Genomic DNA, 25,223 nt, shown 5'->3' with positions numbered 1-25,223 from the left:
CTATTCCTCCTTTTGGCCTTTCAAGAAGTAGATCGTATCCAGCGTAAACGCTTCGGCCGCCTTCTTCACATCATCCACGGATACCTCCGCGACCTGGGCCAGCATATCATCCGGCGAGCGCTCGCGTCCCGACAGCTGACGGTTGAAATCGTAAGCGATAATCTCAAATGCCGAATCCTGCATCTCCTTGATCACATTCCGGATCATCGCCTTCGTCTGCGACAGCTCCAGATCGGTGATCGCACCCGCTGCCATATCATCCAGCTGCTTGCGGATAATATCGACCGCCTGATCAAAATTTTGCACCTCGATCCCCGATTGGATCGTAGCAATCCCCTTGTGTCCGTCGTAACGGGAGGAAGCGTAATAAGCGAGGCTCGCCTTCTCGCGCACGTTCACGAACAGCTTGGAATGCGGATAACCGCCAAGGATGCCGTTATACATCAGGGCAGAAACGTAGTCATCATCGCCATACGTGATCGACCCGCGAAGACCCATGTTCAGCTTGCCCTGGTTAATGTCGAGCTGCTCGATCACGGTCTCGGCCTCGCCGGCTGCCTGCCGAATGACAGAAGGCGCGTACTCGACCTCAGCGGTCCGATTCAGCTTGAAATGCTGCTCAACAAGCGCCTTGACCTCCTCAAGCGATGTATCGCCCACTACGTACAGATCCAGAGAAGATTGCTGCAGCCAGGCCTGATACGCCTCATACAGTCCCTCCGGCGTAATTCCGTCCAGGTCTTTGCGCTCCCCGAGCGGGTGCAGGCGGTACGGCTCGTTTTTGCACATGACTTCAATACAGCGCTCTGCCGCATACCGGATTTTGTCATTGACGATGGATTCCAGCTTCTTGCGCACCGTATCCCGTTCCGTCATCACATAGGATTTCCGAAATGCGCCGTTCTCCAGCACCGGCTGCGTGAACGCTTCTCCCAGGAAGGAAAAGGACGAAGCCAATAAACTTTCCGGACTTTGTACAAAAGAATCATTGATCGTATCCATCCGGAAATGGACGATCTGGTAATCACCGCGTTTGTACACATCAAATCCGAAGCCCGCGCCATACAGCTGCTCCAGCCGTTCACGGAAAGCCCGCGTCTCCGGATAGGAGACGGTCCCTCTCCGCAATACAAACGGTGTGAGCGCCGTGGAGGTGACGGTATCTTCAGCCAGCGGCGTTCCGGCATACAATGAAATCGCAAATGTTTTAAAACGGCGCGTTGGCAGCACATGAATACGGATGCCTCCGGCGACGCCGTGTTCAAATTCCGCTTTTGTCAAGGTTCATAACTCCCTTAGCTCAAGGATTGGTTTTGCCATCAAATTCCCTCATTCGTTAACTTTCATTCTAACCTAAGCCAAAGTGAAGAAGCAACCGAAGACAAGCCTCGGTTGCTCCTGATACGGCTACATACAGAAGATGTGCTGGCCTATCGTTTTAACCTGAGGCCGTGACCAGATCCACTTGGACGTGGCTGTTCTTGGGTTGAAGTAATAGAGGCAGCCACCCGATGGGTCCCAGCCGTCGATCGCCTGCATAACCGCTTTGCGCGCCTGTTCGTTCGGCTCCAGCCAGATCTGTCCGTCCGCCACGGCCGTAAACGCTAGCGGCTGGAAGATCACGCCGTGAATCGTGTTCGGGAATTCCGGGGATCTAACCCGGTTCAGAATGACCGCAGCGACGGCAACCTGTCCTTCAAACGGCTCTCCGCGGGCTTCGCCGTATACGGCGTTAGCCATGATCTTCAGGTCATTCTCCGATAGCCCCATCGTATTGGCAGAGCCCAGATTGCTGTTGATGTTGTCAGCGGCCTGCTCGCCGCCTCCTCCGCCACCACCACCGCCGCCGCCTTCATGTTGCTTAGGCTCGGTCGGCTTCCAATCCTTCGTGGCATTGTACAGCCGCAGTTTCACCTTAGGACCGACAATCCCGTCAACTTTCATTCCGAACTCGGACTGAAACCATTTCACAGCTCCTTGTGTTTTGGAGCCGAACACGCTGTCGATCTTCCCATGATAGAAGCCCAAATATTTCAGACGCCCCTGCAGCTCGTAAACATCCTCACCGTAAGAACCGAATTGCAAAATGGCATCGCTGAAGCTCGGCAACGCTTCCTGGGCGGGATACTCGCTGTCTGCCATCTTGAACCTGCCCGGAATCACCAAAGTCGCCGACACTAAAATCGCGATGGCCATCAGAAGCCAAATTTTCGAGTTTTTCATGCTGCGCTCTACCTTTCTCTTGTGGTTTAACAGGATTGCTAAGGTTATTATGACAACACTGCCAGTTTCCTATGCACTCCATGCCTTCACCCCGTCGCATTCATGAATGCCAACAATTGACCTCCGATTTTATAGAATAAAAAAAGCCGCTCCACAAGGGAGCGGCAGCGCTTACAACAACCTTTCGCCCGCGGCCGAGAAAAAGTCCGTCCGCCTCTTCACAGGCTCCATGCAGCCATGACTGTCAGCCACATGGACCGCAACGTCGCATCCACCGTATAAACAGATACACCTATAACCAGGCCACTTCTATTCGAACTACCTGGCCTAGCTCTCGCTGCGTCCGATCTCGACACAGGCCATGACAAAGGCGCCGACACCGTGCAAATCATTCTCGCTGCGCGGCCGTTCTACATAGTGCTTATAATCTCCTACGCCTGTTCCTATACAAATCTCCGGCAGGACCAGGAGGCCTTTGTCATTGTTATAGACAGTCCGAAGCAGACCTTCAAAGCCTTGATTGGCCGCTTCCTTGAAGGAAGCATCGAGGCAGGACAGCCGCGCTCCCTTAGCCAGGGCATACACAAACAGGCTGGTGCAGGACGTTTCGAGCCAGTTGTCGGGCCGGTCGCCTTTGTCCAGCACCTGATACCACAGCCCGCTCTCAGGGTCCTGGTAACGCACCAGCGAACCGGCAAGATCGCGCAGCGCCTCCTCCAGCACACCGCGGCCTTCATGGCCAGCTGGAAGCATATCTAGAAACTCCACAAGCGACAGCGCATACCATCCAAGCGCCCTGCCCCAGAATTCCGGCGAGCGGCCGGTATCCGGATCGGCCCACGGCATCTTCTTGCTCTCATCCCAGGCATGATGGTACAGCCCCGTCTTCTCATCCCGGGTATGGGTCCGCATCAGCTTCTCCTGATACAGCACCTGCTCAAACAGCTCCGGTCGGTCATAACGCAGGCCATACTGCATCGTGTACACTCCGCCCATGTAGAGCCCATCCAGCCACATTTGGTACGGATATTTGTCCTTGTGCCAATAGCCTCCCTCGGTCGTCCGGTTCATCGTGGACAACAGATGCAGCAGCTTATCGGCAGCCTTTCGGTATCTGCTGTCCCCGAACGCCTCATCCAGCTCGAGCAGCAGGAGACCGGCCTGCACCGAGTCCAGCTCGCCCCGATCGAGCAGCAAATTGCCGTGCTCGTCCACGAGATGATTCACATAGCCTTTGATATAATCCAGATATTGGTTATCACCCGCAACCTTCCACAGCTGGAACATGCCGACGAGAAATACCCCCTGATGATAATGCCAGCGTCCAGCGGGCGGCAGCTCCTCCGGAGTGTACGTTTCCATAATGGCGCGGCAAGCTTCGGCGGCCGCCGTTAACGGCGATAATTGGACCTCTTTCTGCGCTTGATTGGACATCCCTTATCTCCCCTTTTCCATTGGTTCAGGATTTTCGCTTCTTCGCTTCTTCGTATGATGCAGGACCTTCATTGATGCATGGTGCCCGCTGCTGATGATTCAGTGATAGTACACATAACGAGGGTACACATAACCACAAACCAGTATTTACCTTCCTACATGAACGCTACAGAATGACACCATCCTTGAAGATCGATATTTCCCGGAACTCATGCTTCTCGTTATTCGTTCTGCGGCTTCCCGAGGCCAGGTCAATGATATAATCGAGCAGTTCCTCCTGCACCTGGTCCATCGAGCTCCCCTCCAGCAGCACGCCGGCATTAAAGTCGATCCAATGCGATTTCCGCGCGGCAAGCTGCGAATTGGTGGAGATTTTCACGGTCGGCACCGGACCGCCGAATGGGGTGCCTCTGCCTGTCGTAAACAGCACCAGATGCGCGCCAGCGGCAGACAGCGCGGTTACCGATACGAGGTCGTTCCCCGGCGCTTCGATCAGATTGAGACCGGTTTTCACGGATCTTTCCCCATATTTGAGCACGTCGGTGACGATGGCACGACCGCCTTTTTGTGTGCAGCCGAGCGATTTTTCCTCCAATGTTGTAATGCCGCCATCCTTGTTCCCCGGTGACGGATTCTCATACACTTCCTGCCCATGACGGATAAAATACTCCTTGAACCCGTTAATAAGCTGCGTAATATCCTCGAATACCTGACGGTCAGCCGCCCGCTCCATCAGAATTGTCTCCGCGCCGAACATTTCCGGCACCTCGGTTAACAGGGCGGTCCCGCCTTGCGCGGTGACGGCGTCAGCAATTCGCCCGGCAAGCGGGTTCGCTGTAATGCCTGACAGCCCATCCGAGCCGCCGCATTTAAGCCCGACCCTCAGCTTCGACAGCGGCACCTCAGTCCGTTTGAACTGCTCAGCATAGTCGACCAGTTCTTCAATAAGCTCCAGACCCGCTTCCAGCTCATCCTCGATCTCCTGCGTTCTGAGATACTTCACCCGTCCCGGAGGAACCGGGCCGATCAGCGCCTTCATCTCGTCAATCTGGTTGTTCTCACATCCGAGACCGATGATCAGCACGCCAGCCGCATTGCCATGCTTCGCCAAGGAAGCCAGCAGCTGCTGCGTATGCTGCAGATCATCCCCAAGCTGGGAGCAGCCATACGGATGCGGGAAGTGATACACCCCGTCAATGCCGCGGTCTTTAAACTGCTGATTGGCCATTCGCGCCAGCAGTTCACAGGTTTTGTTGATGCAGCCCACCGTATTTATAATCCAGATTTCGTTGCGGATGCCCGCCTCGCCATCTTCCCGAATATAGCCTTGAAAGGTCCGCCGCTCCCCAAGGGCCGGTTGCACGGTCTGCGAAGAGGAGGGACGGTATTCATAGTCCAGCTTGCCGGACAGGCCCGATTTCAAGTTGTGGGTATGAATCCAGCTGCCGGGTTCAATCGCCGCCGTTGCCACACCGATCGAATAGCCGAATTTGATGACATGGCTGCCCTTCTCGATCGGACGCAGCGCCAGCTTGTGCCCTTTCGGGATGTCTTCCCGCGCCTCAAAGGCATGCTCCTTGCCATCGATGACGCAGCGCGCATGCTCGCCCGCAGCCAGAGGCTTAAGCGCAATACCAACATCATCTTTCGGATGAAGCACGATCATATCGTTCATCGTTCCACCAGCTCCATTTCCTGAAGATAGCCGCACACCGCTTCATGCAGTCCGGTTATGGCGTTCAGATTCTCATCCCACAGCTTCTCCGACCCGAGCAGATCGCTGGCCAGGCCGGACAGCTCCAGCTCTCCGCTGCGATAACGAGCCCAGGCGCCCTCGAACAGGGCCAGTGCTTCCTCATCATCCTTCACAGGCACGCGCTGGCCGTCCAGCCGTTGACCGAGCCACTCACCATCCGTCCGGATGACGTCGTACAAGCGGATCAATGCGGCCAGCCCTTCCGCGATGGTCGGCGGGATCACGCCATGCAGCTGAACATAACCCTTCAGGCTGGGAAGCAGACGGACTTTGAACTTGGACATGCTGTTCATGGAAATGTCGGCCAGCTTATGGCGAATGAATGGATTCCGGAACCGTTCCCATACGGACTCGGCATAGCCGAGCGCTTCCTCTCTTGAAATCGGCACGGAAGGGACTAGCTCCTGCTCCATGGCGGCCTTCAGCTTCGGGCCCCATACCGGATGCTCCGTCACCTGCTTCACCTCGTCCACGCCGTGGATCCGTCCAATCGCGGCCATGAGTGTGTGGGTACCATTGAGCAGACGGACTTTACGCGTCTGAAACGGTGTCAGATCATCCACCCATTGCACATTCAGGCCAGCCTTATGAAAAGGCAGTCTTTCCCCCAGCGCCGGCTCCCCTTCAATCGCCCAGAAATGATAAGGCTCCGTCGCATTCAGCATCCGGTCCTCATATCCCCACCTGTCATAATAAGCCTCCGCCTGCTCCGGAAATCCGGTCACGATCCGATCCACCAAGCTGTTCAAGAACCGGTTGTGATTCCTCACCCAGCTCGAAAACGGCGCGGGCAGCTTCCAATCCTCGGCATGCTGAAGAACGATGCGCAGCAGCTCATCGCCATTGCGCTCCAGCAGCTCGCACGGCAGGATCAGCAAGCCCTTGGCGGGATCTCCCTTATAATGCTCATATCGCCGGTACAGCAGCAGCGCCAGCTTGCCCGGAAACGAAGCGATCGGTTCCTCCGGCTTCCAGGCAACCTGTTCATAGCGGATCCCCGCCTCCGTTGTATTGGATACAACGATCTCCAGGTCGGGACTTTCGGCAAGTCCGAGAAACTCCGCCCATGCTGAATAAGGATCGATCATCCGTGAGAAGACGGTGATTAGTCGCTCTTCCTCGATGCGCTTCCCGCCAAGCAGGCCTCGGGTCAGCAGCGTATAGATCCCGTCCTGGGATGCCAACTGTTCAAGCTTGGCCTTTCCGGAAGGCCTTGGCTGCGTAACGGCAATCCCTCCCCGAAACAGCCCTTTCCGATTGCACTCATCCACCATCCAGTCCACAAATCCCCGCAAAAAATTGCCTTCTCCGATCTGAAGCACCTTCACCGGGTATGTCTTCAGCTCATCATATTGGCGGGCAGCGTCCGTTCCTTCAAGCGCATGACGGCCAAGCTGACTTCTTCCTGCGTCTGTCTTCATCAGGACTCACCAGCCTCATCGGATGCTCCGAACCGGAAGTAGGCTTCTGCATTGTTGTAGCAGATCGCCTGGACCATCTCACCCAGCCACGCCGGATCATGCGGTGCCTCGCCGCGCTCCACCCAGTCGCCGAGCAGATTGCACACGATTCTGCGGAAATATTCATGGCGGGTGTAGGACAAGAAGCTGCGGGAATCGGTCAGCATGCCGACAAAACGGCTGAGCAGCCCCATATTCCCCAGCTTGCTCATCTGGTCGATCATGCCGTCCTTTGTGTCATTGAACCACCAGGCCGAACCGAACTGGATTTTGCCCGGGATGCCGTCACCCTGGAAGCTGCCAATGAGCGCGGCGAGAATGTCGTTGTCTCTTGGATTGAGAGAATACAGAATCGTCCGGGGCAGAGCCTGGTCCTGATCCAGACGGTCCAGCAGCCGAACAAGCGGCGTTGCGAGCGGCGCGTCACCGATGGAATCATATCCTGTATCCGGGCCGAGCGTCTGGAACATGCGGGTATTGTTATTCCGCTGTGCATTGATATGGTACTGCATCGCCCAGCCAAGCCGGGCATAGATTTTGCCTAGATGGAGCAGCGTGAATGTCTTGTACTTCACTTCTTCCTCCCGGCTAACCCCGGAACCTTGAAGCGCTTTCAGAAAAATAGCGCCCGCTTCTTCCTGCGTCGTCTCGGCATAAGGCACATAATCCAGCGCATGGTCGGATACCCGTCCGCCAACGGAGTGGAAAAATTGTGCCCGGCTCTCAAGGGCCTTCAGAAACGAATCATAGTCCGAAATCGTGATGCCGCTAGCTTCCGCCAATTTAGCCACCCAAGGCACAAACGTATCCCGGTTGATTTCGAGCCCCTTATCCGGACGGAATGACGGCAGCATCCGAAAGCCCGGCGCATCCTCCTTGGACAACTTGATATGGTACTCCAACGTGTCGGTTGGATCGTCTGTTGTACACACCACCTGCACATTGCTGGACTTGATCAGCCCTCGGGTCGTCATATCGGCTTCGGCCAATCGCGCGTTGGCCTGCTCCCAGATGTGCGGCGCTGTCTTTTCACTGATGATATCGTCAATGCCAAAAATGCGGCGAAGCTCCAGATGCGACCAATGGAACAGCGGATTGCCCAGCGTCATCGGTACCGTCTTGGCCCAGGCGAGAAAGCGGTCATAATCGCTTGCTCCACCGCCGCCCGTAATCAGCTCTTCCCTTACCCCGTTGGCCCGCATCGCGCGCCACTTATAATGATCACCGTCGATCCACGCTTCGGTTAGGTTGCGGAACCTGTGGTTCTCGTATATCAACTGCGGGCTTAAATGACAGTGATAGTCTATAATCGGCATCTTCTTAGCATGCTCATGGTACAGCGTCTGGGCCGTGCGGCTGTGTAACATAAAATCCTCATCCATAAATGGTTTCATCGGTTCACCACCCCTATAAAGTTACCTCCATCATATAGCATCATCAGTTGTAAAACTTCACTTTTTTTGCTCATATCAGCTGTAATTCAACATATCCTGCTTTCCTATAATTTGGTACACTAGAGTTGTTCAGGCACGTCTTCACGTAAGGAAAGGAGCAGCGCCGATGAAATCAGGAATGATGGGAAAGATGCCTCATATGGAAGCAAACGCAATGACATTTGGCGAAGAAGAAGGCGAGTTTTATTACGATCGCGTACACCGAATCGAACCTTTCGAACGAAACAACCATTATCACGGAACGTATGAAGTGTTTTATTTGGTGTCGGGAGAGCGGCATTATTTTATCAAGGAGAAATTGTATGCCATTCAAGCCGGGGATCTGGTATTCATCAACAAGTTTGATGTGCATAAAACATCGGGGCTCGGGGACCCGGAGCATGAGCGGATCGTCATCAACTTTTCCGACAACTTCGTCAGCGCCAGCCAGCCGCTTCAGCCGCCGGGCCTGCTCAGCCTGTTCAAGCTTGACCGCCCGCTGCTTCGCCTCAGTCCCGACGAGCAGCAGATCATGCGGTCGCTATTTCACAAGATGGAGCAGGAAATTGCAGAACAGGCACCGGCGTATGAGCACATGCTTCGCATTCTGCTGACAGAACTGCTGATCCGAGCAGGCCGCATGCTGGATTCGGCGCCAGCCCCGGCACCGGTTTCCAACAATCCGCTGCACCAGAAAATAACCGACATCGTCAAGCACATCCATACGTTTTATTCGTCCAAAATTACGCTCGACGCCTTGTCATCGACATTCTATATAAGTCCATACTATTTAAGCCGCATCTTTAAAGAAATTACCGGGTTCACGATCATCAACTACGTCAATCTGACCCGCATCCGGGTAGCCCAGCAGCTGCTGAATGATACGGACATGAAAATTGTGGACATTGCGGAAGCGGTGGGTTTTGAAAGCCTCACGCACTTTGACCGCACCTTCAAGAAAATGATGGGCATGACCGCCAGCAAGTACCGCAAAGGAAGCGGCGCCGGCTAAACTGAAAAGCCCCCGGCTGCCGCATCCCATCGATCTATCCATGGCAGCTCTGCCGAGGGAAACATGCATCGGGTCATACATATGAAAAAACCGCCCCTTGGGGAGGGACACGTCGGTGTCCACTCCCGCAAAGAGCGGTTACTTTCAAGATTCAGATCAACTGATTCGGTTTTGCTGGTATTGCTCCAGTGACATCAGCACCTCGCGCGGCTTGCTGCCTTCATACGGACCGATGATTCCTCGCGCCTCCATGGAATCGATCAGTCTGGCGGCACGGGTGTAACCCACCCGCATCCGCCGCTGAAGCAGCGATACCGAAGCCTGCTTGGCCTCAAGCACAATCGTCACCGCCTGATCATACAGCTCATCCAGCTCTTCATCTTCGGCCGATGCGCTGTCATCAATCTCCGGCACGATCGATTCATCGTACTCCGCCTGTCCTTGATCACGGACGAAGTTGACGATGTTCTCCACCTCATAATCGCTCATGAATGCCCCTTGCACGCGGATCGGCTTGGATGAGCCCATCGGCATGAACAGCATGTCCCCCCGGCCAAGCAGTTTCTCGGCCCCGGCCATATCCAGAATGGTCCGGGAATCGACCTGGGAAGATACGCCGAAGGCAATCCGGGAAGGTATGTTGGCTTTGATCACGCCAGTAATGACGTCAACCGACGGCCGCTGGGTTGCAATGATCAGGTGGATGCCCGCTGCCCGGGCCATTTGGGCCAGGCGGGTAATCGCGTCCTCCACATCGTTGGCCGCCACCATCATCAAATCAGCAAGCTCGTCCACGATCACTACGATGTAAGGCAGAACAGCTGCCGGATTATCCTTCATCAATGCATTATAGCCTTCAATGTTACGCGTCCCGGATTTGGAGAACAGTTCATAACGCTTCTCCATTTCAACGACGATCTTCTTTAGTGCCAATGAAGCCCGCTTCGGATCGGTCACCACCGGAGCCATCAGATGTGGAATCCCGTTATATACGTTGAGCTCGACCATCTTCGGGTCAACCATCAGAAATTTCACTTCGTCCGGCTTGGCCTTGTACAGAATGCTGGTAATAATGCCGTTGATGCACACCGATTTGCCCGAGCCGGTTGCCCCGGCGACAAGCAAGTGTGGCATTCGGGCTAGGTTGCCGACAATCGTCTGCCCCGAGATGTCCCGCCCGAAGGCAATCGACAGCTTCGATTCCGCTTCCTGGAACACCGGCGTCTCCATCACCTCTCGCATGGTTACAATGGACACCTCATGGTTCGGCACCTCAATTCCGATCGCCGATTTGCCCGGGATCGGCGCTTCCATCCGGATATCCTTAGCCGCGAGCGCGAGCGCAATATCATCGGTCAGATTGACGATGCGGCTCACCTTCACCCCGATATCCGGCTGAATTTCATAACGGGTAACGGACGGCCCGCGGACAACCTCCAGCACCTTGGCCCTTACGCCGAAGCTTTCCAGCGTCGCCTCCAGCTTGCGGGCTGTCTGCATATAGTCGCTCTGGTCGCCCGCCTTGCCGCCATTTTTAGGCTTGGATAACAGGCGGAACGGCGGCAGCTTGTATGGCTTCGGCGGCGGCACCGGCGCAGCTGCGGCTGCCTGGCCGCTCTCTTCCCCACTGCCGCCGGCAGCGGCTGCCTCCGCCTGCTGCCCGGCCTCATGATGACCGGCCTCATCATCTGCTGGCAGCTCTTCATAAGCCACCTCATCCACTCCGATGTCTCCCGGTATTTCCGCAGCCGGGCTCTCGGAGGAGAGGGGTGGCAGCTCCAGGTCATCGACTTCCTCTTCCTCGCCTTTCCCTTCCTGCTTCACATGCTCGAAGAAGTCGCGAATGATCGGTGAAGAAGGCGAAGCCGTGCCCATATCAGGAGTGGCCGTTTCCGGCTCAGTCTGGCTGAACACAACCGCATCCGCGGCTCCAGGCGCGCCGACCTCGCCTCCGGTCGTGTAAACCGGCGGCCCGCCCTCCAGCTCGTCCTCCTCGGGAGCATAAGCAGAAGCAGGCCGCTTCTCTTTGCTGAAGATGTGGAAGATCGGGAATGTCCCCTTTCGCTTCGGAAGCTTCAGCTGCTCCAGATCTTCGAGATCATCCGCTTCGTCATCGTCATAATCCTCCGGCAGCTTGATATTCTGTTTCGCAGATGTTTTCGCTGCTGCCTTGCTCCGCGTTTGATGCGCGTTCAGCTGCTTCTGGATTCGCTGTCCCGCCTTCGCCACCCGGACGCGGAACATCCGCATCAGATCGACGTAGGACAGATTTGTAATTAGCATAAAGCTGATAAACAGCATCACAATCATAATCAGTCTTGCCCCTATGCTGCCAAACAGCGTCAGCAGTAACGCAAATTGCAAAGCGCCGACATATCCGCCGCTGATGTCTTTACCCATAACAGGATGAGATCCGTCTGCCGGCTTGCCGCCAATAAGCTCACCCTGCAAATCACTATGTATCTGGCTCAGCACATTGGAACCGGTCAGCTGACCAATCGGAGCCAGCTTGGATTCAAGTCCCGATATGCTGCTCATCAACGTCAGCGACAGAACAAGAATAAGAACACCCGTCTTCCTGCTGTTCCAGCGGCGCGGCCATTTTCGATGAATCATCACCATCAATCCGTAGTAAATGGCAATCAGGGGGATGATGAAATAATACTTGCCGAGCAAGTAAGCCGACATCTTCGAGAGCGAACGCCCGACAGGAGCTTCTCCCGACAGCGCGATCACCGCCAAGGTCATCAGAACGATGCCATATATTTCATATTTCAGTACAGCTGCAAATATCGGCTTCTTTTTTCTCCTACGTTTTGCCAAAAGAGTCACCCCCGAATCCATATTATATCATATATTCGGTGGCGTACCTATGTTCTGTTTTCAGCCTTTCGAATCATTTTCCAATGTCGGAATATACCGAATCATGCGCCCCGGCGCATAATCCGGATTCAAGTAATGGTGAAGCTCGCAATCCAGCAGCCGCACGATTCGCGCCTGCTCCTCACCCAGCAGCTCGACCTCCATCAGCACGCCTCCCAGCCGGATTTCCTTCAGTGGCATCGGCTCGGCTGGAGGCGCAAATTGCCACAGCATCTCCTCAGGTACAATGCTATACCAGATCATTGGGTAATGCCTCCCGCCTGCGCCGATTTGCGTTCCGTAATCATGCTGTTCAGCCGGTTCAGCGCCTGCCCGATGCCGCCTACTTCATCCATCAATCCAAACTTAACCGCATCCGCTCCCGATACAGCCGTCCCGATATCCCGGTTTAATTCGCCGGTTTTGAACATCAAATCCTTGAACTGATCCTCCGTTATTTTCGAATGACTTGTGACAAAACGGACGACGCGCTCCTGCATCTTCTCCATATATTCGAACGTCTGCGGAACACCGATCACTAAGCCGCTCATCCGGATTGGGTGAATCGTCATCGTTGCGCTTTCCGCGATATACGAATAGTCAGCCGCTACCGCAATCGGCACGCCGATGCTATGGCCGCCGCCAATGACTACCGTCACCGTCGGCTTATTAAGAGAAGCAATCATCTCCGCAATGGCCAGGCCAGCCTCTACATCCCCGCCTACCGTATTAAGAATGATCAGCAATCCTTCAATCCGCGAATTTTGCTCGGCGGCCACCAGCTGAGGGATCATATGCTCATACTTGGTCGATTTGTTCTGAGGGGGAAGCACAATATGCCCTTCGATTTGACCGATAATCGTCATGCAAAATATGTTGGAATCCGCGCTGCCAGGCACCGCCGTCTGTCCCAGCTGCTGAATAGCTTCAGCCACGGTTGCCTTCTTCCCTTCCTCTGTTCCCACAGGCGGATTGCCTGGCGCTCCATTCATCCCGATGTTGCGATCTGTTTGCGTCCGCTCTTTGTCCATGTGCTGATCCCTACCTTGTCTTTATATAGTCAGGGCCGTTCATCACGGCTACGTCTTAGTATGGCAAATGGCCATACCGTTTTATGCCTGGGACAGCACGGGAACATGAATTCCTCCGCAAAATTCCATCACACAACAAATAAGCCTCCTCTCGCAGGAACCGTCCATATTACCTGCGAGAAGAGGCGACTGTGTGCCTAGTTATACAATTGTGCTCATTAGCTGCAGACGAATGAAGCTTAATGTCAATTAAACTTCCATGATGATCGGCAGGATCATCGGTCTGCGGCGAGTTTGTTCATACAGGAAGCGGCCCAAAGCGTCTTTCACGCTTGTCTTCAGAGACGCCCACTCGTTCACATTCTCGCTCATCAGCTTCTGAAGCGTGCTGGATACGATGCGGTTCGCCTCGTCCAGAAGCCCTTCGGATTCCCGTACGTATACAAAACCGCGGGAAATGATGTCAGGGCCGGATACGATCGCTCCGCTCTGCTTGCTTAACGTTACCACGACAACCAGAATGCCGTCCTGGGACAACAGCTTGCGATCGCGAAGCACGATATTGCCCACATCACCTACACCCAGTCCGTCAATAAGAACGTTACCGGCGGTAACCTTGCCTGCTTTTCTGGCTGATCCGTTCTGAATCTCGACAATTTCACCGATGTCGGTAATGAAGATATTGTCCGGATCCACTCCAACGGATTCCGCCAGCAGTGCGTGACGCCGCTGCATTCTGTATTCACCGTGAATCGGAATAAAGAACTGCGGTTTCATCAGGTTGAGCATCAGCTTCAGCTCTTCCTGGCTGCCGTGTCCGGATACGTGAACGCCGGAATTGGAGCCGCTGTAGATGACATCAGCACCAAGACGGAACAATTCGTCAATCGTCCGGCCCACATATTTCTCATTGCCCGGAACCGGAGTTGCCGCTATGATGACGGTGTCGCCTGGCAGTATATCCACCTTGCGATGCGTCGAGCGGGCCATGCGGGTCAGCGCCGACATCGGCTCGCCCTGACTGCCTGTGCAAAGCACGACCACCCGGTCAGCAGCCATCTTGTTCACTTCTTCCGGCTCGATAAGCATGCCGTCAGGGATGTGCAGATACCCCAGCTCTGCTGCGATCGAGACGACATTCACCATGCTTCGTCCAATGACGGTTACTTTGCGGCCCGACGACTCCGCTGCATTAATGACCTGCTGAATCCGATGAACGTTCGAAGCGAAGGTCGCGATAACGACACGCTGCTCGGCTTTGCGGAAAATGTCTTCCAGAACGATGCCCACACTTCGCTCCGAAGGTGTGAACCCGGGTTTTTCCGCGTTCGTGCTGTCGGACAGGAGTGCAAGCACGCCCTTGCTTCCGATTTCAGCCATACGCTGAAGGTCGGCATATTGATCATTCACCGGGGTATGGTCAAACTTGAAGTCCCCCGTATGAACGACATTGCCTTCCGGTGTTTCGATGCAGATTCCGACGGAATCCGGGATGCTGTGGTTCGTTCTGAAGAACGTAGCCTTCATCGTGCTGCCAAGCTCAACTTCGGAATCGGCATGAATCAGAATCCGCTTCGTCTCTCCCAGCAAATTGGCTTCTCTTAGCTTGTTCTCAACCAAGCCAAGCGTCAGCTTCGTCCCGTACACAGGTACATTCAAATGTTTCAATACGTAAGGCAGTCCGCCGATATGGTCTTCATGACCGTGGGTAAGCAAAATGCCTCTCACTTTGTCACGATTCTCCGTTAAATAGCTGATATCAGGAATAACAATATCAATGCCCAGCATATCCTCCTCAGGAAATTTCAATCCCGCGTCCACGACAACGATGTCGTTGGCATATTGGACAACATACATGTTCTTCCCGATCTCACCGACGCCGCCCAAGGCAAAAATCGATAGTTTATCGCTGCTAATTTTCTTTGACAAAAGTTCTAACCCTCCTAAAGTTTTTGGACGTCGTTCTAATCGTTATATTAAATTTCAAAAAAATACCGCACCCAGTCACTTGAACTCATTATACATGAAGAAAAAGTGAAAACACAAGTCAGCCGATCCCGTGTGCTTTAGGATGCCCTTGTACAGCTCTTTTAAATCATGACCACCCGTCCAACGGGTGGTTTGCTCTTGGGGTATAACCCCTTGTTGCCAAACTGCGCCTAAAGACGCTAGCCTGACAATAAAATTGTTCAGGCTCAGTGTAATTTGTCACTTTCACTTACCCGTTAAACGGGTTTACTTCTTTTTGCTACTGTTTCTGCTAAATGGATCTTCATACTCTTTCACACTCAATTTATCTATTGCTTGGTCATGTGCTTCTTGTTCACGGATATATTTTGCGACGGTTGCCTCATTCAATCCTACTGTACTGACGTAGTATCCCTCCGCCCAAAATTTTCGATTGCCATACTTATACTTCAAGTTGGCATGCTTCTCGAATATCATAAGTGAGCTTTTTCCCTTCAGATATCCCATGAACGATGATACTGATATCTTTGGGGGAATGGCTACCAGCATATGTACATGATCTGGCATCATGTGGCCTTCTATGATCTCTACTCCCTTGTATTTACACAATCGTTTGAAGATTTCGATTAAATCTTTTCTCACTTGATTATAGATCTCTTTCCGTCTATACTTCGGGGTGAACACAATGTGGTACTTGCACATCCACTTCGTGTGAGCTAGACTATAGCTCTTGTTTGCCATCTAAGACCATTCCTTTCATTTTATTGAGCCTGAACATCTCAATTTTATCGGAATGGTCTGGATGGTCAAACCCTCGATCCCTCCACCCGCATAGCGGGTGGTTTTTTGTTTCGCACGCTTCGCGAGCTCAACTGGCTAAAGCCATAAACGAAAAAGCCACCCGTCCAAACAGACGAGCGGCTTCCTATCTCCATATGCAATTACAGATTGGACAACAAGTGGTTAATAAAGGCTGCCTCGCGTTCAGTTGGCGCTACAAGCGGCAGGCGAACGTCTCCGACCTGGTACCCTCTTTGCACAAGCGCGTACTTAACGGCCGCCGGGTTCGGGAGCGGCTCCGGGCATTCGAACAGCCCTTTAAAGAGCGGGAATAGCTGCTGGTGAAGCCGAGCGGCTTCCTTTACCTGTCCATCGACATAAGCTTGAATCATCGCTTTCATCTGTGCGCCGGCCACGTGGCTGGCGACACTGACGATGCCATAAGCACCGACCGCAAGCGCCGGCAGCGCTGCTGAATCATCGCCGGAATAGACGATAAAGCCTTCCGGAGCCCCGGCAACAATCACCGTTACCTGATCGATCGAGGCACATTCCTTCGTGGCTACCACATTCGGAATCTGGGCCAGACGCAGCGTCGTTGCTGCGCTCAAGCTGATGCCTGTGCGTCCAGGCACATTGTACAGCATCACAGGCAGCGTGGTCGCAGCGGCGACCGCTTCAAAATGTCTGTACAGCCCTTCCTGATTCGGCTTGTTGTAATAAGGCGTTACGAGCAGAATGCCATCCACGCCGCACTGCTCCGCTTTTTTGGTTAGTTCAATGGAATGGACCGTGTTGTTGCTGCCCGTGCCGGCGATGATTTTGCTTCTTCCGGCAGCGTGTTTGACCGCAAAGCGGAACAGCTCCAGCTTCTCCTCTTCTGTCAGCGTCGGCGATTCGCCTGTCGTACCTGCAATGACCAGCGCATCCGACTTCTGGTCCTCAATCAGATGATCGATAAGCCTAGCCGTCTCGTCCCAATGAATGGAGCCATCCCCGCGAAAAGGCGTGACCATGGCCGTAATTAATCTTCCGAAATCCACCTTGATTCCCCCTTGAAAACGGTTGTTGCCGGTAAATCGATTCCCTACCGGTGAAGTTCAAATTTACTATGCAGTGCACGGAGGGCCTGAGCCATGTCCTCTTTCTTTACGAGTACCCAAATCGTTGTATTGGAATCTGCCGATTGGAGTATCGGAATGTCGTGCTCGCTAAGCGACTCCACGATTTTGGCCATGATGCCGGGAACCCCGTTGATGCCGCCGCCGATGACGGACACCTTGGCGCATCCGGACAGACTTTTTGGCTTCAGATTTTGCTTTTGGAGCACCTCGATCGCTTTTTCAGAATCGCTGTCAAACACGGTATAAAGTACCCCGGTAGGGGTAACATTAATAAAATCAACGCTGATGGAATGTTCAGCCATCGCTTTGAACACCTTCAGCTGGAGTCCTTCCGAAGGATCACCTTCCACCGAAATTTGCGTAATATTGCTTACATAAGCGATCCCAGTCACATACCGGTCCACGATGCCGGTCTGCACGTCCCTGAAGCCTTCGGGCTGGGTCACCAGCGTCCCTTCACTATCTGTGAATGTTGAGCGAACCCGGACCGGAATTTGGGACTGCATCGCAATTTCCACTGCCCGGGGATGGATGACCTTGGCTCCCTGATGGGCCATATTGCATATTTCCGTATAACTGACATAGCTTAATGGTTTGGCATCCTCCACGATTCGAGGATCCGCTGTGAGAATGCCATTGACATCGGTATAAATATCAACCATCTCGGCCCGCAGGGCGGCTCCGAGTGCCGTAGCGGACGTATCGCTTCCTCCGCGGCCGAGGGTGGTGAAATCCCCCGTTTCGGTCTGCCCCTGAAACCCGGTCACAATCACTACCTGATACCGCTCCAGTTCCTTGATGACTCTCTCGGGCCGCACGTCCACAATACGCGCATTGCCATGCTGACTGTCTGTTGTAAATCCGGCCTGCGCTCCGGTAAGCACCGTCGCCGTAATGCCTTCACTGTATAGCAGGCTGCACAGGGTAGATGCCGATATGATCTCCCCGCAGCATAGCAGCATATCCTTCTCACGCGAAGGAAGCGCGTTGCCGTTCTGCTCGATCCAGTTAAGCAGCGTATCTGTCGCGTAAGGCTCACCGCGGCGTCCCATGGCTGATACAACGACGACCAGCCTGTACGCATTGGCAAGTTCGCGCTGGATATGACCGATGACGCGCGATCTCGCTTGCGGTGTGGACAAGGAAGTGCCGCCGAATTTTTGTACTAAGATACGCATAAATATTCCTCCGTTTATAGGTGCCCAAAAGACGAAAAAAGGCGGGCCGACCGAATTGAAACGGCCGGCTGCTTGAGCCTGACCGTTTCATGTATCTATAATCTATAGTTTGCCGCTCTATGACGAAACCTCACCCTCATGAACGGAACACGCAGTTATCATTTTACCCCATTGTCGAACGATAGGGAATTATGCCGACTGAAATTTCTCAATCAAAAGCGGCTGAAGCTGTTTTCCTTCAAGCGCCGCGTAGCATGTTTCCGGTACAAGCTCCATTTTCGCCACGAGCGAATTCGGCTTTTTCACAGGATCATCCTGGCCGAACGGAACAAAATAAATGTTCTTCGTAACGAGCAGCTTCGCAATGTTCGCCGCATTCAATCCGAGCCCGTCATTGGTCGAAATGGCCAGCACCAGCGGTCTGCCGTTCCGCATCTGGGCCTTGGCCGCCATCAGCACCGGGCTGTCGGTCATCGCATTGGCCAGCTTGCTGGTCGTGTTGCCCGTGCATGGCGCGATTACCATCACATCCAGCAGCTTGGATGGGCCAAGCGGCTCGGCGTCGACAATTGTAGAAATAATATCATTCCCGGTTATATCTTTCAACTGTTTCTGCCAGCTGAGCGAAGTGCCGAACCTCGTGTCTGTTGTCATGATTGTGCTGGATACGATCGGAACCACATTCGCCCCGCCGTCCTTGAACCGCTGAATCTGCGGCATAACCTCTTCCAGCGTACAGTGCGAACCTGTCAGCGCATAACCTACCGTCTTGCCGTTCCAATCCATTACGCTTCCCCCCGAATCTTGATTTCTTCAGAAATCAGCTCCACCAGCGCGTTTGCCAGAATGATTCCAGCCGTCTTGGGAGCCACGATTCCGGGTAATCCGGGTGCCAGCATTGCTTTGATTCCCCGTTTCTCGGCATAGCGAAAATCGCAGCCGCCGGGTGCGGAGGCAAGGTCAATAATGACAGCCTCCCGAGGCATTTTCGAGATGATTTGTGCTGTGACTATCATAGTTGGAATCGTGTTAAAAAGCAAGTCAACATCGACCACTTCGCTCCCCAAATCCTTGATCATAAAAGGCTTCCAGCCCATCTCCTCGGCTCTGGCAAAGTGCTCTGATTTCCGTACTCCCATCTTGACTGTGGCACCCAGTCCCTGAAGGCTGCGCGCCATCGTAAATCCCGTCCGGCCCATACCGAGAACCATGCTGGTTGAACCATGAATCGTAAAATCCGTATTCTGGATGGCCATCATGAGGGCTCCTTCCGCCGTCGGAATCGAGTTGTAGATGGCAACATCATCACGTTCCAAAATTTCCACCAGCTTAATTCGGTATTTGTTGCACAATGTGCGCAAATAATGTTTGGCCATGCCCGTGTATACCACACCGTTTTTAGGCATAGCTGCAATATGTTCTTCCTGCAGTTTTAAAGGACCTTCCGAAAATAACGCGCTGACACGTCCTTCATCATCACATCCCACGACAGGCAGCACCAGGGCATCCGCTTCTGCCAGCAACTCCGGCGTCAGCGGCTCCCTCGTGACTCCCTGAAATGGCTCCTGCAGTTTCTCAAAACCGGCTATCTTGACGGAGGCATCCATATCCGCACATTTACGTATAACCTCGATCTGCCTGGCGTCTCCTCCTACAAAGACGGTCCGGATTCCAGTCAGCATGGAAGGCGTCGCTCCTTTCTTCAACCATCGTATAAACCATCTTATGCCGAAGCCTAAGAGGTGGTGAGGAAAGATGAGTGTGATATTGGTTGAATTTGGAAGCGTTCGATAACAGCTGCGCCAATATAAAAACGGCGCTCACGGTTGAAGCGACAACCGCGAGCGCCGTAAATTCATTATATAAACTCTAACCCATGAGTGCATTCGACACGCAGGCATACGTTTTATGACCTTATAACGATCCGCCTTATTTGCCGGTATGTCCGAATCCGCCCGCTCCGCGCACGGTATCGGACAGTTCATCCACCTCCACAAACTCGACGGCAGGCACCGTCTTGAACACCATCTGGGCAATCCGTTCGTTGCGTTCGATAGTGAATGGCTCCTGCCCCAGATTGATGAGCAGCACCTTGACTTCCCCGCGATAGTCCGCATCAATCGTTCCCGGCGCGTTCAAGCATGTAATGCCATGCTTGTATGCAAGCCCGCTTCGCGGACGGATCTGCGCCTCCAGCTCCCCCGGCATCGCGATGGCGAACCCGGTCGGGATCAGCTTGCGCTCTCCTGGCGCGAGCACAACCGGTTCCTCGACGGCGGCGTGCAGATCAAAGCCTGCCGCAAGCTCTGACATTTTGACAGGCAGCTTGATATCCTCGTTTCCGGGCAATCGGTTAATTTGAACGTAGTGCAACAAATTCATTCCTCCTAAGTGTGTTTAATGCCTTGTCTGTCGTTCCGACCATGGCCAGCGCATATGGCGTTCCGAACATCCGGTCAAGCACCGCATCAATGTCGTCCATGCTGACCTTTTCGATCCGCTCGATCACTTGATCAAGGCTGTAGTGACGGCCGAGCATCAGCTCATTTTTGCCCAGACGGTTCATGCGGCTCCCGGTGCTCTCCAGGCTCAGAATCAGGCTGCCCTTCAGCTGTTCCTTGCCTTTGCGCAGCTCCTCCTCCTGCATCCCGTTCGTTGCCAGATCAAACAGCATTTCCTTGGTCAGTTCGAGGACGTCCTTCGTCTGCTTCGGCGCCGTTCCGGCGTAAATGGTAAACATGCCGCTGTCCGCATGGGAACTGTGGTAAGAGTAGACCGAATAGGCCAGTCCGCGCTTCTCCCGAATTTCCTGGAACAGGCGCGAGCTCATGCCACCGCCGATGGCATTGTTGAGCAGCACCATGGCATACTGAAGATCATCTCCGATGGCCAGGCCCGGAAATGACATGCAAATATGATTTTGCTCGGTTTTTTTCTTCCGGAACTCGATTCCGTCCTGAAATACAGGAACTTCCAGCGGCCCGCTCGTCCCGCGGTTGGAGAACTGGCCAAAATGCCGCTCCAGCAGCTCCACTACGCTCTCATCAATATTGCCTGCCAGGGAGATGACGGTGTTGTCAATTGTATAATGGCTTGTCATGTAGGCTTTAAGCGCCTCAGAGTCCATCGCCTCCAGCCGATCCTTCGTGCCGAGAATTGGATAGGCCAGCGGATGGCCGCCGTAGACGGACAGCGACATCAGATCATGCACCAGATCATCCGGTGTATCCTCATACATCGCAATCTCTTCCAGGATGACGTTCTTCTCTTTGGCAAGCTCTTCCGAATCCAGCTTCGAATGAAAGAACATATCGGACAATACATCCACCGCAATCGGCAGATGCTCATCCAGCACTTTGGCGTAGTAGCAAGTATATTCCTTGGCCGTAAATGCGTTCACATTCCCGCCAATGGCGTCAAACTGCTCCGCAATGGCACGCGCGTCGAAGCGTTCGGTGCCTTTGAACATCATATGCTCTATAAAATGCGTAATCCCGTTGATCTCGGGGGTTTCATTCCTCGATCCGGTCTTGACCCAGATGCCGAATGAGACCGAGCGGCTTGTCGGGATTTGCTCCATAACAACTCTCAGGCCGTTAGACAGCTGTATTTTTTTCATGATAGGCCCCCCTAATTGTTCCGCCAAGGTTCACTTCCAATGGCTCGATTTACCTAATGCCATCCATACATTTTATCAAACTTGCCTCTGCCGCTCAACCGCTAGGGCATGATCCGCTCCGGGGACAGCGTCTGGCTGACCGTGCCGATGTGAAGCCCTTTGGCGCGGATGCCTTGAATCATGGCTTTAAGTGCTTTAGAGGACGACTCTGTCGGATGCATCAGAATGAGAAATCCCGGCTCGGCCTTGGTTGTGATTTTATGAACGACCGATTCCGGAGACGGCTTTTTCCAATCGACCGTATCCAGCGTCCACAGCACCGTTTTCAGTCCACGGGCGTGGGCAATTTCGACCGTCTGCTGGTTGAAATCGCCGGAAGGCGGAGCGAACCACTTGTTCTCTACACCAAGGCTGTCCTTTAGCAGCTGCTGCGTTTTGGCGATCTCGAGCTCGGCGCGAGCGCGGCTCAAGGAGCTCATATTCGGATGCGAGTAAGCATGATTCTCGACCTCATGACCGCGTTTGACGATTTCCGCTGCCAGCTCCGGGTTCTTTTTGAGCCAGCTGCCGTCCAGGAAAAAGGTCGTCTTTACGTTCTCCTCATCCAGCGTATTGAGCATCGGGACCAAATACTCATTGCCCCAGGCCACATTGATCATCAAGGAAACCATCGGCTTGTTCGGATTGCCGCGGTAGATCGGATGGACGCCCAGATCGTCTAGCTTCACTTTGGCAGGGATCTGGCGATATATGTAGGTAATCGGACTTCCGGGCTTATACTGCTGCACAGCCTGCTCATAGGTCGCCTCCACATCAACTTCAAGGCCGTTATAGCCGGGGATCGCCTTCCATACGCTGTCCACTCTAGCATCCTGCGGCTCTACCCTCACCTTGGCAGCCTCCGCTTCAATCGTATTTAACAGCTCCAGATGGACTTCGCTCTTCCGCTCTGGTTTGGCGGTGATCCCACTGGCTGGATAGGCGCTGATTCCCTGTACATAATCCCAGGCTCCGCTGAACACAGCAAGAGCCGATACCATTGCGGCACCAGACAGGAGCACCGTTATTTTTTTCCGATTCATGGGCTTGATCCCCTCTCTTTGAGAAGCTTTGTCCCATTTTATGAAAAAATCGGTCATTAAATACGTCCTTAAACGCAAAAAAAGAGCCAGAAATCAGTTCTGTCTCTTTTCTACGCTGGTACAAGCTTGATGCGGTTGATCCGAATTCAGCAGGCCTCAGCTTTTGCTCGCTTCGGCTGTCAGCACGGCTTTGCGCGACAGGTTGATGCGGCCTTGCTGATCGATCTCGGTTACTTTTACCGTCACAACATCGCCGATAGACACCACATCCTCCACTTTCGCCACCCGTTCGGTGGACAGCTGGGAAATGTGAATCAGCCCATCTTTATTCGGAAGAATTTCTACGAACGCGCCGAATTTCTCGATCCGTTTTACCGTTCCGGTATAGATTTCACCTACGGCAACTTCGCGGACGATACCTTCGATAATCGACAGCGCCTTCCGGTTCATCTCTTCGTTGGAAGAGGCGATGAATACGCGGCCATCCTGCTCAATGTCGATTTTTACGCCGGTTTCTTCAATAATTTTGTTGATGATTTTACCGCCAGCACCGATAACGTCACGGATTTTATCCGGGTTAATCTGCATGGTGATGATTTTAGGCGCATATTGGGAAAGCGTCTCTCTCGGCTTCTGGATCACTTCCATCATTTTGCCAAGGATGAACATGCGGCCTTCCTTCGCCTGCTCCAGCGCTTCCTCAAGAATCGCGCGGTCGATGCCGTCGATTTTGATATCCATCTGAATCGCCGTAACCCCATCCGGCGTACCTGCCACCTTGAAGTCCATGTCGCCCAGATGATCTTCCATGCCTTGAATGTCTGTCAGAATGGACACATGATCTCCGTCTTTGATGAGACCCATCGCTACCCCGGCAACCGGCGCTTTAATCGGAACGCCTGCGTCCATCATCGCCAGCGTGCTGGCACAGATGCTCGCCTGCGAAGTCGAACCGTTAGACTCCAGCACTTCGGATACGAGACGGATCGTGTAAGGGAAATCCACCTCGGAAGGAATCACCTTGGACAAGGCGCGCTCGCCCAATGCGCCATGACCGATTTCGCGTCGTCCCGGTGCACGAAGCGGACGAGCTTCGCCGACACTGAACGGCGGGAAGTTGTAATGGTGCATGAAGCGTTTCGTTTCTTCCAGATCGATGCCATCGAGGATCTGCACGTCGCCAAGCGCGCCAAGCGTACATATGCTGAGCGCCTGAGTTTGACCGCGCGTGAACAGCCCTGAACCGTGCGTACGCGGCAGCAGGCCGGTATCGCATTCGATCGGCCGGATTTCGGACAGACCGCGTCCGTCCGGACGAACTTTGTCATGGGTAATAAGACGGCGAACTTCTTCCTTCACAATATCGTGAAGAACCTCTTTCACGTCTTTCAGCAGCTCTGGTGTTTCGATATATTTCTCTTCAAAATGGGCATACGCCTCTTCGTTGATGGCATCAATCGCTTCCTGACGCGCATGCTTCTCGGCAATGCGGACTGCCTCAACCAGACGAGCGCCCGCAAATTCGCGCACCTCGCGATTCACCGTTTCGTCAACGGCATGAAGCTTGACTTCCATCTTCTCTTTGCCGGCAACAGCCACCAATTCCTCGATTTTCGCCACGATGTTCTTGATCTCGTCATGCCCGAACATAATCGCTTCCAGCATCACTTCTTCAGGAACCTCGTTCGCTTCAGCCTCAACCATCATGATGGCGTCCTTCGTACCCGCAACGACGAGATAAATGTCGCTTGCCTCCTGCTCCGCAATCGTCGGGTTCACAACAAAGTTTCCGTTCACCCGGCCCACGGCCACGCCGCCGATCGGTCCGTTAAACGGCACGTCCGAGATGCTCAGCGCCGCCGAAGTTCCGATCATCGCTGCAATTTCCGGTTCACAATCCTGATCGACACTCATGACCAGGTTCAGCACCTGCACATCGTTCCGGAAGCCTTCCGGGAACAATGGACGAATCGGACGGTCTGTCAGACGGCTGGCAAGAATCGCTTTCTCGCTCGGTCTTCCTTCACGTTTGATGAATCCGCCCGGAATTTTGCCGACAGCGTACAGTCTTTCCTCATAGTTAACAGTCAACGGGAAAAAATCCAGATCTTTGGGCTCGCTGGAAGCCGTCACCGTACACAGTACAGCCGTTTCGCCGTAGCGCACCATGACCGCCGCATTCGCCTGTTTGGCCAGACGTCCGGTTTCAAGAACCAGCGGTCTTCCACCGAGCTGCATTTCAACACGGGTTTCCATATAAT

At 53.8% G+C, this 25,223-nt stretch carries 20 protein-coding genes; 1 reads left to right on the top strand and 19 read right to left on the bottom strand.

Going from position 1 to position 25,223, the window contains the following annotated elements; translation table 11 throughout:
• The 6 genes from yfmF to uxaC all read right to left on the bottom strand — a co-directional run bounded on the left by yfmF (position 1) and on the right by uxaC (position 8,267).
• The gene (gene yfmF / locus MKX64_RS19720; RefSeq protein WP_095265676.1) at positions 1-1,281 is read right to left on the bottom strand and encodes an EF-P 5-aminopentanol modification-associated protein YfmF; all 1,281 of its coding nucleotides are present in this window, start codon (positions 1,279-1,281) and stop codon (positions 1-3) included.
• Between the two features lie 126 nt (positions 1,282-1,407).
• Positions 1,408-2,223 carry a spore cortex-lytic enzyme gene (gene sleB, locus MKX64_RS19715; RefSeq protein ID WP_341037120.1) on the bottom strand — a complete coding sequence of 272 codons (816 nt, stop codon included), beginning with the start codon at positions 2,221-2,223 and terminating at the stop codon, positions 1,408-1,410.
• A 327-nt stretch (positions 2,224-2,550) separates the two neighbouring features.
• On the bottom strand, positions 2,551-3,657 hold the full coding sequence (locus MKX64_RS19710; RefSeq protein ID WP_341037119.1) for a glycoside hydrolase family 88/105 protein: 1,107 nt from the start codon (positions 3,655-3,657) through the stop codon (positions 2,551-2,553).
• A 166-nt stretch (positions 3,658-3,823) separates the two neighbouring features.
• On the bottom strand, positions 3,824-5,332 hold the full coding sequence (locus MKX64_RS19705; protein WP_341037118.1) for a UxaA family hydrolase: 1,509 nt from the start codon (positions 5,330-5,332) through the stop codon (positions 3,824-3,826).
• The gene (locus tag MKX64_RS19700) at positions 5,329-6,834 is read right to left on the bottom strand and encodes a tagaturonate reductase (RefSeq protein ID WP_341037116.1); all 1,506 of its coding nucleotides are present in this window, start codon (positions 6,832-6,834) and stop codon (positions 5,329-5,331) included. Before MKX64_RS19700 ends, MKX64_RS19705 begins: the two co-directional genes overlap by 4 nt.
• Positions 6,834-8,267 carry a glucuronate isomerase gene (gene uxaC / locus MKX64_RS19695; RefSeq protein ID WP_341037115.1) on the bottom strand — a complete coding sequence of 478 codons (1,434 nt, stop codon included), beginning with the start codon at positions 8,265-8,267 and terminating at the stop codon, positions 6,834-6,836. The genes MKX64_RS19700 and uxaC overlap by 1 nt, the downstream gene beginning before the upstream one ends.
• A 166-nt stretch (positions 8,268-8,433) precedes the next feature.
• Between uxaC and MKX64_RS19690 the strand changes: the two genes are divergently transcribed.
• Positions 8,434-9,318: a helix-turn-helix transcriptional regulator gene (locus MKX64_RS19690; protein ID WP_341037114.1), complete on the top strand. Its 885-nt coding sequence runs from the start codon at positions 8,434-8,436 to the stop codon at positions 9,316-9,318.
• Positions 9,319-9,474: 156 nt separating this feature from the next.
• Here MKX64_RS19690 and MKX64_RS19685 read toward each other — a convergent pair whose 3' ends face one another.
• The 13 genes from MKX64_RS19685 to pnp all read right to left on the bottom strand — a co-directional run bounded on the left by MKX64_RS19685 (position 9,475) and on the right by pnp (position 25,218).
• A complete protein-coding gene (locus tag MKX64_RS19685) occupies positions 9,475-12,141 on the bottom strand; it encodes a DNA translocase FtsK 4TM domain-containing protein (RefSeq protein ID WP_445670846.1) in 2,667 nt (888 codons plus the stop codon).
• Positions 12,142-12,201: 60 nt separating this feature from the next.
• On the bottom strand, positions 12,202-12,444 hold the full coding sequence (locus MKX64_RS19680) for a YlzJ-like family protein (protein WP_095397859.1): 243 nt from the start codon (positions 12,442-12,444) through the stop codon (positions 12,202-12,204).
• The gene (locus tag MKX64_RS19675) at positions 12,441-13,211 is read right to left on the bottom strand and encodes a ClpP family protease (protein ID WP_341037108.1); all 771 of its coding nucleotides are present in this window, start codon (positions 13,209-13,211) and stop codon (positions 12,441-12,443) included. Before MKX64_RS19675 ends, MKX64_RS19680 begins: the two co-directional genes overlap by 4 nt.
• 249 nt (positions 13,212-13,460) lie before the next feature.
• Positions 13,461-15,140: a ribonuclease J gene (locus MKX64_RS19670; protein ID WP_095265685.1), complete on the bottom strand. Its 1,680-nt coding sequence runs from the start codon at positions 15,138-15,140 to the stop codon at positions 13,461-13,463.
• Between the two features lie 306 nt (positions 15,141-15,446).
• Positions 15,447-15,920 carry an IS200/IS605 family transposase gene (tnpA, locus tag MKX64_RS19665; RefSeq protein ID WP_341035207.1) on the bottom strand — a complete coding sequence of 158 codons (474 nt, stop codon included), beginning with the start codon at positions 15,918-15,920 and terminating at the stop codon, positions 15,447-15,449.
• Positions 15,921-16,120: 200 nt separating this feature from the next.
• Positions 16,121-17,002 (bottom strand): 4-hydroxy-tetrahydrodipicolinate synthase, encoded by an 882-nt coding sequence (dapA, locus tag MKX64_RS19660; RefSeq protein ID WP_341037106.1) that lies wholly within the window; start codon positions 17,000-17,002, stop codon positions 16,121-16,123.
• A gap of 44 nt (positions 17,003-17,046) precedes the next feature.
• A complete protein-coding gene (gene dapG, locus MKX64_RS19655; RefSeq protein ID WP_095265687.1) occupies positions 17,047-18,261 on the bottom strand; it encodes an aspartate kinase in 1,215 nt (404 codons plus the stop codon).
• A gap of 189 nt (positions 18,262-18,450) precedes the next feature.
• The gene (locus tag MKX64_RS19650; RefSeq protein WP_095397856.1) at positions 18,451-19,047 is read right to left on the bottom strand and encodes a dipicolinate synthase subunit B; all 597 of its coding nucleotides are present in this window, start codon (positions 19,045-19,047) and stop codon (positions 18,451-18,453) included.
• Positions 19,047-19,943 carry a dipicolinate synthase subunit DpsA gene (gene dpsA, locus MKX64_RS19645; RefSeq protein WP_095265689.1) on the bottom strand — a complete coding sequence of 299 codons (897 nt, stop codon included), beginning with the start codon at positions 19,941-19,943 and terminating at the stop codon, positions 19,047-19,049. The genes MKX64_RS19650 and dpsA overlap by 1 nt, the downstream gene beginning before the upstream one ends.
• Positions 19,944-20,190: 247 nt before the next feature.
• The gene (gene dut, locus MKX64_RS19640) at positions 20,191-20,637 is read right to left on the bottom strand and encodes a dUTP diphosphatase (protein ID WP_176475488.1); all 447 of its coding nucleotides are present in this window, start codon (positions 20,635-20,637) and stop codon (positions 20,191-20,193) included.
• Positions 20,615-21,880, bottom strand: coding sequence for a M16 family metallopeptidase (locus tag MKX64_RS19635; RefSeq protein ID WP_095265690.1), 1,266 nt, complete (start codon positions 21,878-21,880; stop codon positions 20,615-20,617). Before MKX64_RS19635 ends, dut begins: the two co-directional genes overlap by 23 nt.
• Before the next feature lie 101 nt (positions 21,881-21,981).
• On the bottom strand, positions 21,982-22,962 hold the full coding sequence (locus MKX64_RS19630) for a polysaccharide deacetylase family protein (RefSeq protein WP_095397855.1): 981 nt from the start codon (positions 22,960-22,962) through the stop codon (positions 21,982-21,984).
• A gap of 156 nt (positions 22,963-23,118) precedes the next feature.
• A complete protein-coding gene (gene pnp / locus MKX64_RS19625) occupies positions 23,119-25,218 on the bottom strand; it encodes a polyribonucleotide nucleotidyltransferase (RefSeq protein WP_095265692.1) in 2,100 nt (699 codons plus the stop codon).
• Between the last annotated feature and the right edge of the window lie 5 nt (positions 25,219-25,223).

Source organism: Paenibacillus sp. FSL M8-0334, from assembly GCF_038000405.1.
Taxonomy (GTDB): Bacteria; Bacillota; Bacilli; order Paenibacillales; family Paenibacillaceae; genus Paenibacillus_AQ; species Paenibacillus_AQ campinasensis.
This window is presented reverse-complemented; position numbering and strand designations above follow the sequence as displayed.